Genomic DNA, 13,135 nt, shown 5'->3' on the forward strand with positions numbered 1-13,135 from the left:
TCCATCGAGGCATGGAATCCGATGAAAATCCTCGTTTTTGTCAAGCAGGTTCCGGATACTGACGACGTCGCGCTCGACCCGAAAACGGGGCGGCTCGTGCGGGAAGGCGTGGAGAGCAAACTCAACCCGGTCGATGCGAACGCCATCGAAGCGGCTGTGCAGCTCAAAGAAAAGCACGGCGGCACGGTCGGCGTTGTCAGCATGGGGCCGCCTCAGGCGGAAGACGTTCTGAAAAAGGCGCTGGCGCTTGGCTGCGACGAGTCGTATCTGTTGTCGGACCGTCCGCTGGGCGGCGCGGACACGCTGGCCACGGCGTATACGCTGTCCCTGGCGGCACGCCGGATCGGCGGCTATGATCTGCTCCTGTTCGGGCGCAACGCCGTCGACGGCGATACGGCCCAGACGGGGCCCGCCACGGCGGCCTTCCTCGGCATCCCGCAGGTCACGCTGGCCTCCTCCATAGACGTCGAGGACGGCTGGGTCGTCTGCGAGCGCCGTCTGGAAGACCGCACGCAAAAAGTCAGGGCCAGGATGCCCGCGCTCGTGACCGTCACGGCGGAGATGAACAAACCGCGCTATCCCAAGCCCGTCGATATCGTGAAGGCGCTGAAGAAACTGCGGCACGCGTGGACCGCTCAGGACCTGGAGGCGGATCCTTCCCGGATCGGGATGAACGGCTCGCCGACGTCGACGCGCGGACTGATGGAGCCGCGGAAACGCAAGGCCGACACGAAGTATTTTCAGGGACAGCCGCGGGAAATCGCGGCGCAGATCGCCGATCTGCTGCATGACGAGCGCCTGATTTAAGGAGGCGGACCTCATGGCACAGGAAGACTGCAAAGGAATATGGGTGTTTGCCGAACAGCAGGACGGAAAATTGAACGACACGGTTTTCGAAATTCTGGCGCGGGCCCTCGATCTGAAAAACCACAGCGGAGAAGAAATCACGGCGGTGCTGCTGGGCAAGGGCGTGACCGCGTTGGCCCCGGCCCTTTTCGAGTACGGCGCCGACGCCGTGATCGTCGCCGAGAACGACGCCCTGGCGCAGTACAGCGCTCGTCCTTACGAAAAGGCCCTGACGCAGCTGGTCCAAAAGCATCGGCCTTCCATCCTGCTCTACGGGGCCACCTCTCTCGGGAGAGACCTGGCTCCGCGCGTGATGGTCTCTTTGCGCACGGGACTGACCGCCGACGCGGTAGACCTGGGGTTCGACGAGGACGGGGTGTTCTGCCAGACGACGCCGGCATACGGCGGCAGCGTTCTTGCCCGCATTGCGATCCTCGAAAAGCGGCCGCAGATGGTAACTGTCCGTCCGAAGATGTTCGATCCCGTCGAGCCGCGGTCCCGCGCTTCGGGCCGGATGATTGCCGAAACGGTAGACGTCGCGGCGGACGGAGATTACGAAGTTCTTGAAACAATGGCGCGGCAGGATCACGGCGGATCCATAGAGGATGCGGACATTCTGGTTTCGGGCGGGCGAGGGATCAAGAGCGAGGAAGACCTGAAGCGTTTGGACGAGCTCGCCGCCCTGCTGGGCGGACGTCTTGCGGCGTCTCGCCCGCTGGTTGACAGCGGATGGCTTCCGCACGACCGGCAGATCGGCCAGAGCGGAACGACCGTAAAGCCCAAATACATCTTCAACGTCGCGATTTCGGGCTCGGTCCAGTATCAGGTCGGCATGCAGAAAGCCGGCTGCATCATCAGCGTCAACCATACCAAGGGCGCCCCGATCTTCGACATTTCCCACTACGGCGCGGTTGCCGACTACAGGGCGCTGATACCGGCCCTGATCGAGGAGATCAGAAGGCGAAAAGCCTGAGGATCAGGGCGCGAGCTTTGTACGGAGATTCATATCATTTTGAAGGAGGACCTTGTCCATGCGCGATCGTACGTTTATCATCCCGGAATTCGGCCCCCTTGCGGGGATGAGGATCATCGACAGCGGCTCTCTCATTGCGATGCCCTTTGCCGCCACGATGTTGGCCGATTTCGGAGCCGAAGTCATTCACATCGAACGTCCTGGCGTCGGCGACACGCTGCGTTTGATGGCGCCGTTCGCCACCGTCAACGGCAAGAAAGTTTCCACGGCCTGGGCGCAGGATGCGAGAAACAAGCTGTCGATGACGCTTGAGCTCAACCTCCGGCATGAGGAAGTCAAAGAGATATTTTATGGGCTCATCAAGGAAGCCGACGTCTTCATGGAGAACATGGTCTGGCTGGAGAAGCTCGGCATCTACGACGAGGAACTGCTGAAGGTCAATCCGAAGCTCGTCATCGTCCACGTCAGCGGACTTGGGCACAAGGAATTCGGCGGCGTCCCCTCGGTCTGCAACAGAGCTTCGTACGACATGATCGGGCAGGCGTTTTCCGGATGGCTGTACCTGCAGGGCGACCCCGACCGCGATCCGTCGGTGTCCAAACCTTATACGAACGACTTCGTTTCGGCGTTCGCCGTTCTCTTCGGCACGTTGGGCGCGTATATCAACGTTCAGAAGACGGGCAGGGGGCAGGTCGTCGACGTCGCGCAGTTCGAAGCGATGGCGCAGTATATGTGTGGCACCTACACCTCATACACCATGGCCGGGGAGATTTCCGAAAGAAGCGGCAACGCCTCGCCGGCGTTCCAGCCGTACAATATTTTCAAGTCGAAAGAAGGGTTCCTCGTGGCGCTCGGCGCCTTTGGCCCGGGAGTGTACAAGAGATTCATTCAGGGCGCCGGATTCGACCCCGACTATTTCAACTACGAGGATTGCTCGTCCGGCATAGAAGCCGTCGCCTCGCCCAAGGGACGCGAACTGGATCGGAAAGTCATCGAATGGTGCGCCTCTCTGACCGCCGCGGAAATCGAGCGGAAGATGGAGGAGGCGCGGGTTCCCTGCGCTGTGCTGAACACGGCCAAATCCGCCTTCGAGAACGAGCATTTCAAAAGCCGCAACGACTGGATCACGTACGAGGATCAGACCGTCGAAACCGAAATCACCGCCTTCGGCATCGCCCCGAAGATGTCCGAGACGCCTGGCAAAGTCTGGCGCGGGGCGCCGAAGCTCGGCCAGGACACCGAAAACATCCTCAAGACCATCCTTGGATACGATGACGCCAAGATTTCGTCGCTGCGAGAGAAGGGGCTTATCTGAACCAGACTCGGGCTTGTGCCGAGAAAAACTGTGCGAGAGAACCACGCAAAAAGCCGGAAAGAGCGCCACGCTCTTTCCGGCTTTTTGCGGCGGCGACGGTCCCGCCCTCGTGTTCGGCTTTTTGATCAAGAAATAGTATGATTTGTCGTTCCCGATCGAGTATCAGAATGATGCGCCATGGCCGGGAGAGAATGTTTTTAATTGCTCTAAGGGGATTTTTTTGAAAAAACGCTTGACAGGATGGTTAGCAGTGTTAAACTAACGACGTATTAGTTAGAAACAACTAAGAAGAGCTGTGAAACATGCGGTCCGAGACTTACAGGGAGTCCCGTCCGAAAGTGCGAATTCCGTACGGAGCAGGTCTTTCCGCGAACAATGAAAGATCTCGAGTGGAGCGTTGGCGCGCGAAGGATTTTTTCGCGCGGCCGGATTTTTGTCTTCCGGCGCGGGCCGGAAGCTGGAAAATTAAATGTGCGTAAGGAGACGGCACGATGCAGACAAAGAACACGTTGCGGCGCGGGGGGGCCTTGGGACTGCTTGCGGTCGCTGTCCTCTTCCTTCTTTTCTCTTCGGCGCAGGACGCTTCCGCGGCCAAGAAGAAATACGACACGTGGAAAGCCGTGGCGGCGGATATGGCGGTCGAGTTCTCGCGCGCGCGGGAGAACGTCGAGAAGGGCGAGTACAAGGCCGCCCACAAGAACATGAACGACGCCTATTTCGGCTATTACGAGATCCAGGGCTTCGAGAAGAACGTCATGGTCGCCATCTCTTCGGCCCGCGTCGGCCACATCGAAGGCAAGTTCTCGGCCATCAAGCACGTGCTGCTCGGCAACAACGACTCGATGGACAAGGCGACGCTCGTCAGCGAGATCGAGGACCTGAAGGTCAAGGTCTACAAGGACGCCATGGTCCTCGACGGCGACATCAGCGATACCGATCCGGACAGCCTCGGCGAGGCCGTCTACGGTTCGGCGGGCAAGCCGGCGCCGTACGGCGCGGAAGTTGCCGTCGAGCCGGGAAAGGAGGCCGAGCCCGAGAAGGCGGCAGTCGTTCCCGCCGGTCGGGACGCGCGGCCTGCGCAGGATGCGGCTCCCAAGAAAGCCCCGGTCAGCCGCGACTGGCTGACGTTTTTGACGGCGTTCGGGCTCCTGGTCCGCGAGGGGCTCGAAGCGATCCTGGTCATCGTCGCCATCGTCGCCTATCTGATCAAGACGGGCAACAAGCCGATGATCAAAAGCGTGTATTTCGGCTGTTTCGCCGCCGTTTTCGCCAGCGCGGTGCTGGCCTGGTTCCTGGAGTACATGATGGGCGACGCCAGCGGCGTGGCGCGCGAGCTGCTCGAGGGCTGGACGATGTTCCTGGCGGTGGCCGTGCTGTTTTACGTCAGCAACTGGATGCTCTCCAAGGCCGACACGGAGCGCTGGGAGAATTACATCGGTGGCAAAGTGCGGCAGTCGATCGACAGCAAGAGCCAGTGGACGCTGATCTTCGCGGCGTTCATCGCCGTGATGCGCGAGGGCGCGGAGCTGATCCTGTTCTACAAGGCGGCCTTCACGGGCGGCATGAACAGCGTCCCGCACATCGTCTACGGCATTCTCGCCGGCACGGCGGTGCTGGTCGCCGTCTGGGTGGCGTTCCGTTACTTCAGCGTCAAGCTGCCGCTCAAGCCGTTTTTCCTGTTCACCAGCATTTTGCTGTTTTTGATGTGCATTTCCTTCATGGGCAAGGGCGTGGTGGAACTGACGGAGGCCGACGTGATCACGGGGCGCACGGTCATCCCCGCGATGAAGGGCTTCCAGATCGAGATCCTCAGCATTTACGACCGCGCCGAGACGCTGATCCCGCAGGTCATGCTGCTGATCGCCTCGCTGTGGGTGACGCTGCCTCATCTGTTCGGCAAAAAGAAGGACGGGGGAGCGAAGTAGTTTTCATCTTCGGAAAGATTCCGCGCCGCGCGGAACTTTTATAGAACGCTATCTTTAAAGGAGGAAGTTCTTATGAAAAAGTCTTTTGTTGCAATGCTGGCCGGTCTTGCCGTGGTGGCTCTGGCGGCGTCCGCGATGGCCGCCCCCGCGGTGGAAAAGCCGGGTGAGAGCGGCTTTGCCGAGATCTCCATCGGCGAAGAGAAGCAGGTCGGCCCCTACAACGTCGCCGCCGTGTACTTCCAGGCCGTCGATATGTATCCCGCCGGCAAGAATCCTTCCAAGGAAGAGTCCGACATGCACCTCGAGGCCGACATCCACCTGCAGCCCGAATACGCCGTGCAGTACGGCTTCGGCGCCGGCGACAACATCTGGCCCGCGTACCTGACCGTCAAGTACGAGATCCTCGACAAGAACAACAAGATCGTCATGTACGGTTCCTTCATGCCCATGAACGCCGATGACGGCCCCCATTACGGCGCCAACATCAAGAAGGGCCTGAAGGTCGGCACCTACACGCTGCGCTTCACCATCGAGCCGCCCACGGATTATCTCCTCCACACCGATCCCGAGACCGGCGTGCCGGCGAAGGAGAACGCCAAGGATTACTTCAAGACCTACACCTGCGATTTCAAATGGAAGTACACCGCTGAGCAGCTTCAGAATCAGTAAAATCGAGGTATAAGCAAAAAAAGAAGTCGAGTATGCGGGGAGCTGCGCTGCCGTAAGAGCAGAACAGCGCCCCGCTTTGGCTGTTTATTGAGAACGGGGGTCAGTCTCATTTTAAAATATCTTGTTGCGGTCACGGATCATCTCGCCTCCTTATCGTTTTTGACCGGCCTGATCCTCGGCTTCGCGACGCGGAGCCGAGAGAAAATCGGCCGTTCGATCGCCTGGGGTGGAATGGCGGCGGGGATCCTTCTCGGCTTTGTCGTTTTCGGCGTGCGCCTGTACGATCCCAAGGGCATGAATCTGCCCCTGACGCGGTTCAACCGCTGGGTCGTCGTCGCCGTCGCGGTTGTCGCGGCCGCGGCTCTTTTGTGGGCGCTGCTTTCGTCGCTGCCGCGCCGCGTCGAAGGCGCCTGGCGGACGCTGGGCGTCGTGCTGCTGGCGGCGCTGCTGGGCGTCGCCTTCATGTATCTGGCGCCGTCCGTGATCCAGTTCACTCAGGAGTTCGTCTATTTCGGCGAGAGCGGCTTCAGCACCAAGGCGCTGCTGCGCGCGATCGGCTTTGCCCTCGGTCTCGCGCTGTGCCTGCTGCTGGGCTTGAGTTCGTTCAAGGTCCATCGCGCTCTGGACGAGCGCGGCGGCATGGTGTTCCTCGGCGTCTCCGTGCTTTTCTTCTTCGTCGAATACGGCTTCAACGCCGTCGCTTCGCTGCAGAGACTGAAGATGATCCCGCTCAGCGACCTCGTGTTCGAGATCATGGTCCTGGGCGACGAATATGAAAATTATTTCCTCTTCGCTCAGCTGCTGCTGGGGCTGGTCATGCTGCTGTGGGTGATCGCCACGCACCGGCGCCCCGAAGGGGAGTTCGCCAACCGCGCCCTGCTGCGCAAGGAAAAAGCCCGCCTGCGCACCTGCCGCCGCTGGTCGTGGAGCCTGTTCTCCTGGGCTCTGGCGGCGGCGCTGACGGTGACGGCGCTCCATTATTACGACACCAAGCCTCCGGCGGAAGTGCCGCCGGAAGCTTACGATCTCAGCGACGGCATCATTTCCATAGACCTGGGAAAGGTGTCCGACGGGCACCTGCACAAATTTTCCTACGTTACGCCGAACGGCTACGACGTGCGCTTTCTCGTCGTCAAAAAGCCCGTCGGCACGGCCTATGGCGTCGGCCTGGACGCCTGCGAGATCTGCGGCGTCGCCGGATATTTCGAACGCGGCGACGACGTGGTCTGCCGCCGCTGCGACGTGGTCATGAACAAGAACACGATCGGCTTCAAGGGAGGCTGCAATCCGATTCCCTTCCCCTATGAGGTACGGGAAGGCCGGATCTCCATCGATGTCAGGGAGCTCGAGCGCCACGAACGGCGCTTCAGGTAGGAGGCGGGAGCGGACATGTTCTGGAGAATGATTTGGCGGACGCTTGCCCGCCAGAAGAGCAAGATGCTGATGATCGCTTTCACCGTCATCCTCGGCGTATCGTTGTCCACGGCGATGATGAACGTCATGCTGGGCGTCGGCGACAAGGTCAACCGCGAGCTGAAAGTTTACGGCGCCAACATCACCGTGCGCCACAAGGACGCGGCGCTGATGAACGATCTCTACGGTCTCAGCGAGGGACTGGGCGTCACCGACAAGTTCCTGTACGAAGAGGACGTGCTCAAGCTCAAGACGATCTTCTGGGGGTTCAACATCATCGACTTCGCGCCGATGATCGACGGACGCGCCCGGGTCAACGGCGGCGAGGAAGTCCCGCTGTTGGGAGCCTGGGTGCAGAAACACGCCGTGCTGAACACCGGCGAGGAGATCGACACCGGTCTGCGCCCCTTGCGCAACTGGTGGCAGATCGACATGAAGGGCGACTGGCTCGGCGAAGACGACGACGGCTTCGTCATGGTCGGCGGCGCTCTGGCCGAACGGCTTCAAATCGGCGTCGGCGGCGAACTGACGCTGACGCATAACGGCGCGGCGAAGAAAGTGACCGTCAAGGGCATCTTCAACGACGGCGGCGCGGCCGACGGCCAGATCGTCGGCACGCTGAAAATGGTGCAGGAGCTCATGAGTCTGCCGGGCAAGGTCTCGCGCCTCGAAGTCTCGGCGCTGACCACGCCCGACAACGATCTGGCGCGAAAGGCCGCCCAGGATCCGCGCAGCCTCTCGCCCGAAGAGTACGAGACATGGTACTGTACGGCCTACGTCAGCGCCATCTGCCACCAGATCCAGGAAGTGGTGCGCGACGGCGTGGCCAAGCCCGTGCGTCAGGTGGCGGAGTCGGAGGGGACGATCCTCAACAAGACGACGCTGCTGATGATCCTGATCACGATCCTCAGCTCCATCGGCTCGGCGCTGGCGATCTCCAACCTGATCACGGCCAGCGTGATCGAGCGCAGCCAGGAACTGGGGCTGCTCAAGGCGCTCGGCGCCCATAACTATCAGATCGTGCTGCTGGTGCTGGTCGAGGTGATGATGACCAGCCTGTTCGGCGGCGCGCTGGGATATTTCCTCGGCATCGGCTTCGCGCAGATCATCGGCCAGACGGTCTTCGGCTCCTCCATCGAGATCGCGCGGCTGGTGATCGTGATCGTGGCCGTGATCCTGTTCTTCGTGACGCTGTTCGGCTCGATCCCGGCGATCCGTTACCTGCTGAACCTGAAACCGACGGAGGTCCTCCATGGTAAATAGAAGACGGAAAATGTACCTCAAAATGGTGACGAGTTCGCTGATCCGGCGCGCCTCGCGGCTGATCATCGCCGTGCTGGCTATCGCGATCGGCGCCACCATCCTGTCGGGCCTGGTGACGATCTACTATGACATCCCGCGTCAGTTGGGGCGCGAATTCCGCTCCTACGGCGCCAATCTGCTGCTGTTGCCCAAGGGCGACGCCCGCATCAGCCGCGAAGACCTCGAACGGGTGCGCGGCATCATCGGCTCCGACCGCATCGTCGGCATGGCGCCGTACCGTTACCAGACGGTGAAGATCAACGAGCAGCCCTACATTATCGCCGGCACCGACCTGCCGCAGGCGAAGAAGAACAGTCCCTTCTGGTACGTGGAGGGAGACTGGGGCAGCGCCGCCGCGCCCGACCGGGTGATGGTCGGCAAGGAGATCGCCGAGACGCTGAATTTGTCCATCGGCGACACGTTCACCGTGCTGGGCGTCAAGTACGGCCGCCGCGCCGAAGCCTCCGGGCAGAACCTGTCGGCGGAAGAGAACCGCGTCCGCGACGAAGGCAAACAGAATTTCGCCAAGAAATTGACCGTCTGCGGCATCGTCACCACCGGCGGCGCCGAAGAGGGCTTCATCTTCGCCGACGTGGACATGCTCGACGGTCTGATCGGCGACAGCTTCCGAGGCGACGTGGTGGAGTGCAGCGTCGTGGCCGATTCGGAGCAGATGGAAGAACTGACCGCCGCCCTGGAGGCGGAGATGCCCGGCATCCAGCCGCGCGCCGTGCGCCGCCTCACTCAGGCGCAGGACATCGTGCTGGGCAAGCTGCAGGCGCTGGTGCTGCTGGTCACGGTAGTGGTGCTGATCATCACGATGATCTCGGTCTCCACCACGATGATGGCCATGGTCGCCGAACGCCGCCGCGAGATCGCCCTCAAAAAAGCGCTCGGCGCCGAGAATCGCCTCGTCATGGGCGAGCTGCTCGGGGAAGGCGTGCTGCTGGGCTTTATCGGCAGCGTCGTCGGCGTGTTCCTCGGCTTCGAGTTCGCGCAGCGCGTCAGTTTGAACGTCTTCGGCCGGGCCATCGACTTCCAGTGGCCCATCATCCCCGTTACCATCGCGGTTTTCATCGCGATCACCGTGCTCGCTTCGATCCTGCCGGTGCGCCGGGTAATGGACATTCATCCCGCGATCGTGCTCAGGGGGGAATAAAAATTGGGTAAGATTCTCGAATTGAAAGATGTTTCCAAGATCTACGGCGACCTGCACGCCCTCTCGCATATCAACCTGACGGTGAACGAAGGCGAGTGGCTGTCCATCATGGGGCCTTCCGGCTCCGGCAAGACGACGATGCTGAACGTCATCGGCTGCATGGACACTCCCTCCGAGGGCGGCGTCGTCCTCGACGGCGCCGACATCAGCCGCGAGAGCGCCGCGAACCTGACGAAGATCCGCCGCGACAAGATCGGCCTGATCTTCCAGCAGTTTCACCTGATCAGTTATCTTTCCGCGCTCGAAAACGTCATGGTCGCCCAGTACTACCACAGCATGCCCGACGAGAAAGAAGCCATGGACGCTCTGGAAAAAGTCGGTCTGGGACAGCGCGCCCATCACCTGCCCACGCAGCTTTCCGGCGGCGAGCAGCAGCGCGTCTGCATCGCCCGCGCGCTGATCAACTCGCCCCGCATCCTGCTCGGCGACGAGCCGACGGGCAACCTCGACGAGGAGAACGAACGCATCGTCGTGGACATCTTCCACCGCCTGCACGACGAGGGCGTGACGCTGATCGTCGTCACCCACGATCCCGAAGTCGGCGACGTGGCGCAGCGCAAGATCGTGCTGGAGCACGGCAAGATCGTTCAGGATATCGACCAGCGCGCCAGTTTCAGCGGCGTGCTGAGAGCGTAAAGGAGAGCGCGCATCGTGAAGAAAGCACTGATTTTGATCGCCGTCCTCGCCGTGATCGGCGGCGGCGTTTTCGCCATGAAAGACAGGATCTTCGGCGTTACGTACCGGGACGGCGTTTACGAGGGCGAGTATCAGGCCGACGACGGCGAAAACACCAAAGTGATCCTGACGCTCAAGGACAACAGGATCGTGGCCTGCGTTCTCGAAGCGCGCGACGCGCTGGGCAACGTCAAGGACGAAAATCACGGCAGGGACGGTTCGGCCGAGGATTTTCGCCAGGCGCAGCGCGCCGTGCGCGAGATGAAGAAGTATCCGGACATGCTGATCGAGGCGCAGGATGTGGACACGATGGACAGCATTTCCGGCGCGTCCGTTACCTACAAGGCCATGCAGATCGCCGTGCATGAAGCGCTGAGCAAAGCGAGGTAGAGCGATGAGAACGTTGTTTGCCGTCGTGAACGCTCTGCTCGGACTGGTTCTTGCCCTGACGCCGTTCTGGCTGGCGCCGGTCTGTTCGCAGATGGCGCCTCACGGCGGCCCGATGAAGTGTTACTATTCTGGACTGTTCATTGCGGGAATGGGCGCGGTCGTCGTTGTTCTGGCGCTGTTCGCCCTGCTGCGCCGCGGCCGCGGCTGGTTTGCGGTTCTGGCTTCGCTTGTCGCCGTTGCGGCGGCGGTGGCCTGTCTGCTCGTGCCCAACGGCGTGATCCCGCTGCGCGGCGCCGGCTGGGTCTGCGGTCTGTGCGGCGATCCGACGCACGCCTGCCGCGCCGTGACGATGCCGCTTGTGCGGAAAATCGCCGCCGCCATCGTCGCGCTGAACGTCGTCTCGCTGATCCTGTCTTTCGTCAGGGGAGGGCGCTGAAGATGGCGGGCGCACCCTTGAGCATGGCGGCCGTCGCGCGCAAAAACATCCGCCGCCGCCCCTGGCGGAGTTTCTGCCTTGTGCTCACGGTGCTGCTGTTCGCGTTCTTCCTGTACGCGGGCACGGTCCTGTCGATCAGTCTGTCCGGCGGCGCGCGCAGCACCGCCGACCGCCTCGGCGCCGACGTCATCGTCGTGCCGGCGGGGTACGATCCCCACATCGACAGCATCATCCTCTCGGGCAAGCCGTCGATGTTCTACCTGCCCAAGGACATCCTCGAGCGCCTGCGGGACGTGGAAGGGATCGACCGCATGTCGCCGCAGACTTTTCTGGCGACGCTGCACGCTTCCTGCTGCTCCTATCCGCTGCAGATCGTCGGCGTGGACTACGACAGCGACTTCATCGTGCGCCCGTGGCTGGAAGCGACGCTGGGGCGCGGCCTCAAAGACGGCGAGCTGATCGTCGGCTACCGCGTCAACGGCGAAGCGGGCGAGCGGCTGCATTTCTTCGGTGTCGATCTGCCCATCGCCGGAAGGCTGGAACAGACGGGCATGGGGTTCGATTCGACGGTTTTCGTGACGCGCAAAACGGTGACCGACCTGGCCAAGGCGGCGGAAAACATCTTCAAACATCCGCTCGCCAACGACGGCAGCCTCGTCTCGACGGTGATGGTCAAGCTGAAGCCGGGTTACGATTCGGTGAAGGTGGCGCAGGAGATCAACCGCCGCTTCGGCGACGACGATATTTTCGCGCTGTTCAGCAAGAAGTTCGTCAACAGCATCGCCTCTTCGCTGACGCTGGTCTCGTGGATGATCCGCGGCGGCATCGGTCTGGTCTGGCTGCTGGCGGTGATCGTCATCGCGCTGCTGTTCTCCGTGACCATGAACGAGCGCAAGGGCGAGATCGGCGTTCTGCGCGCCGTCGGCGCCAGCCGCGGCAAAATCCTTGCTCTGGCTCTGACCGAAGCGCTGCTGATCAGTTTTTACGGCGCCGTGCTGGGCACGTCTCTCGGCGCCGCGGCCGCAGCCGTCGTCAGCCCGGCGGTTTCGGAAGCGCTGAAGCTGCCGTTCCTTCTGCCGTCCTGGAGGGCGCTGATCCTGCTGGGCGTCGCGTCCGTGACGGTCTCCGTCCTTACGGGCGTGCTGAGCGCGCTGTTCTCGGCGCGCCGGGCCAGCCGCGCCGACATTTACGACACGTTGAGGGGGAACTGAGATGGCCGCCGTTTTGAATCTGAAAGACCTGTGCAAAGAGTATTCGCGCGGCGGCCGTCCGTTCTTCGCCGTGGACCATGTGTCGCTGACCGTCGCGAGCGGGGATTTCGTCAACGTCGTCGGCCGTTCCGGCAGCGGCAAATCGACGCTGCTGAACCTGGCGGCGGGCATGCTGACGGCCACGTCCGGCTCGGTCGAACTGGACGGCGTCGGTCTGGCCGGCAAAAGCGACGCGGAACTGTCGCGGCTGCGCTGCGACAGGATCGGCTTCATCCCTCAGGGAGCGGCGGCGCTGCCCAATCTGACCGTGCTGGAGAACGTGATGCTGCCGTTCTGCCTTTACCCGCACGGCGGCGACGGCGAAGGCGCGGCCCGACTGCTGCTGGAACGCTTCGGCATCGGCGCGACGGCCGGTTCGTACCCGGGCGAGCTGTCCGGCGGCGAACTGCGCCGGGCGCTGATCGCCCGCGCGCTGATCAACCGTCCCAAGCTGGTGATCGCCGACGAGCCGACGTCGGATCTCGACGTGGAATCCAGCCGCGGCATCATGGAGGAATTCTCGCGCCTCAACGCCGAGGGCGTGACGCTGCTGATCGTCTCGCACGACCTCGACTCGCTGAAATACGGCAAGCGGGTCTGCACGATGAGCGAAGGCAAGCTGCGCGAGGGCAATTTGTTCGAGGCGTAAACGGGGACTGCGGGAAAATGGAACGCAAAACGAAAACCGCGCGGACGAACGGAATTTTTCCCGTTCGTCCGCG

13 protein-coding genes are annotated in these 13,135 nt (G+C 62.0%); all 13 read left to right on the forward strand.

Annotated elements, in window-relative coordinates; all coding sequences use genetic code 11:
- The first annotated feature begins 21 nt into the window (after nucleotides 1–21).
- The 13 genes from B0D78_RS05140 to B0D78_RS05200 all read left to right on the forward strand — a co-directional run bounded on the left by B0D78_RS05140 (nucleotide 22) and on the right by B0D78_RS05200 (nucleotide 13,062).
- Nucleotides 22–807 carry an electron transfer flavoprotein subunit beta/FixA family protein gene (locus tag B0D78_RS05140; RefSeq protein WP_078015912.1) on the forward strand — a complete coding sequence of 262 codons (786 nt, stop codon included), beginning with the start codon at nucleotides 22–24 and terminating at the stop codon, nucleotides 805–807.
- Nucleotides 808–820: 13 nt separating this feature from the next.
- Complete coding sequence (locus B0D78_RS05145; protein ID WP_078015913.1) at nucleotides 821–1,819, forward strand: electron transfer flavoprotein subunit alpha/FixB family protein; 999 nt, start codon at nucleotides 821–823, stop codon at nucleotides 1,817–1,819.
- A gap of 58 nt (nucleotides 1,820–1,877) precedes the next feature.
- Nucleotides 1,878–3,134 (forward strand): CaiB/BaiF CoA transferase family protein, encoded by a 1,257-nt coding sequence (locus tag B0D78_RS05150; protein WP_078015914.1) that lies wholly within the window; start codon nucleotides 1,878–1,880, stop codon nucleotides 3,132–3,134.
- Between the two features lie 491 nt (nucleotides 3,135–3,625).
- Entirely contained in the window at nucleotides 3,626–5,059 is a 1,434-nt protein-coding gene (locus tag B0D78_RS05155; RefSeq protein ID WP_078015915.1) for an FTR1 family iron permease, read from the forward strand.
- A gap of 72 nt (nucleotides 5,060–5,131) precedes the next feature.
- A complete protein-coding gene (locus B0D78_RS05160; RefSeq protein ID WP_078015916.1) occupies nucleotides 5,132–5,728 on the forward strand; it encodes an iron transporter in 597 nt (198 codons plus the stop codon).
- A 159-nt stretch (nucleotides 5,729–5,887) separates the two neighbouring features.
- Nucleotides 5,888–7,102, forward strand: a complete 1,215-nt coding sequence (locus tag B0D78_RS05165; protein ID WP_078015917.1) for a Fe-S-containing protein — start codon at nucleotides 5,888–5,890, stop codon at nucleotides 7,100–7,102.
- 15 nt (nucleotides 7,103–7,117) lie between these two features.
- Nucleotides 7,118–8,404, forward strand: a complete 1,287-nt coding sequence (locus tag B0D78_RS05170; RefSeq protein ID WP_078015918.1) for an ABC transporter permease — start codon at nucleotides 7,118–7,120, stop codon at nucleotides 8,402–8,404.
- Entirely contained in the window at nucleotides 8,394–9,602 is a 1,209-nt protein-coding gene (locus B0D78_RS05175; protein WP_078015919.1) for an ABC transporter permease, read from the forward strand. Before B0D78_RS05170 ends, B0D78_RS05175 begins: the two co-directional genes overlap by 11 nt.
- A 3-nt stretch (nucleotides 9,603–9,605) precedes the next feature.
- Entirely contained in the window at nucleotides 9,606–10,298 is a 693-nt protein-coding gene (locus B0D78_RS05180; protein WP_078015920.1) for an ABC transporter ATP-binding protein, read from the forward strand.
- A 15-nt stretch (nucleotides 10,299–10,313) separates the two neighbouring features.
- Nucleotides 10,314–10,727, forward strand: coding sequence for an FMN-binding protein (locus B0D78_RS05185; RefSeq protein ID WP_078015921.1), 414 nt, complete (start codon nucleotides 10,314–10,316; stop codon nucleotides 10,725–10,727).
- 4 nt (nucleotides 10,728–10,731) lie between these two features.
- Nucleotides 10,732–11,163 carry a DUF4418 family protein gene (locus tag B0D78_RS05190; RefSeq protein ID WP_078015922.1) on the forward strand — a complete coding sequence of 144 codons (432 nt, stop codon included), beginning with the start codon at nucleotides 10,732–10,734 and terminating at the stop codon, nucleotides 11,161–11,163.
- 2 nt (nucleotides 11,164–11,165) lie between these two features.
- Nucleotides 11,166–12,374, forward strand: a complete 1,209-nt coding sequence (locus tag B0D78_RS05195) for an ABC transporter permease (RefSeq protein ID WP_078015923.1) — start codon at nucleotides 11,166–11,168, stop codon at nucleotides 12,372–12,374.
- A 1-nt stretch (nucleotide 12,375) separates the two neighbouring features.
- On the forward strand, nucleotides 12,376–13,062 hold the full coding sequence (locus B0D78_RS05200) for an ABC transporter ATP-binding protein (protein WP_078015924.1): 687 nt from the start codon (nucleotides 12,376–12,378) through the stop codon (nucleotides 13,060–13,062).
- Nucleotides 13,063–13,135: the final 73 nt, after the last annotated feature.

Source organism: Pyramidobacter sp. C12-8 (assembly GCF_002007215.1).
In the GTDB taxonomy this organism is placed as follows: Bacteria; Synergistota; Synergistia; order Synergistales; family Dethiosulfovibrionaceae; genus Pyramidobacter.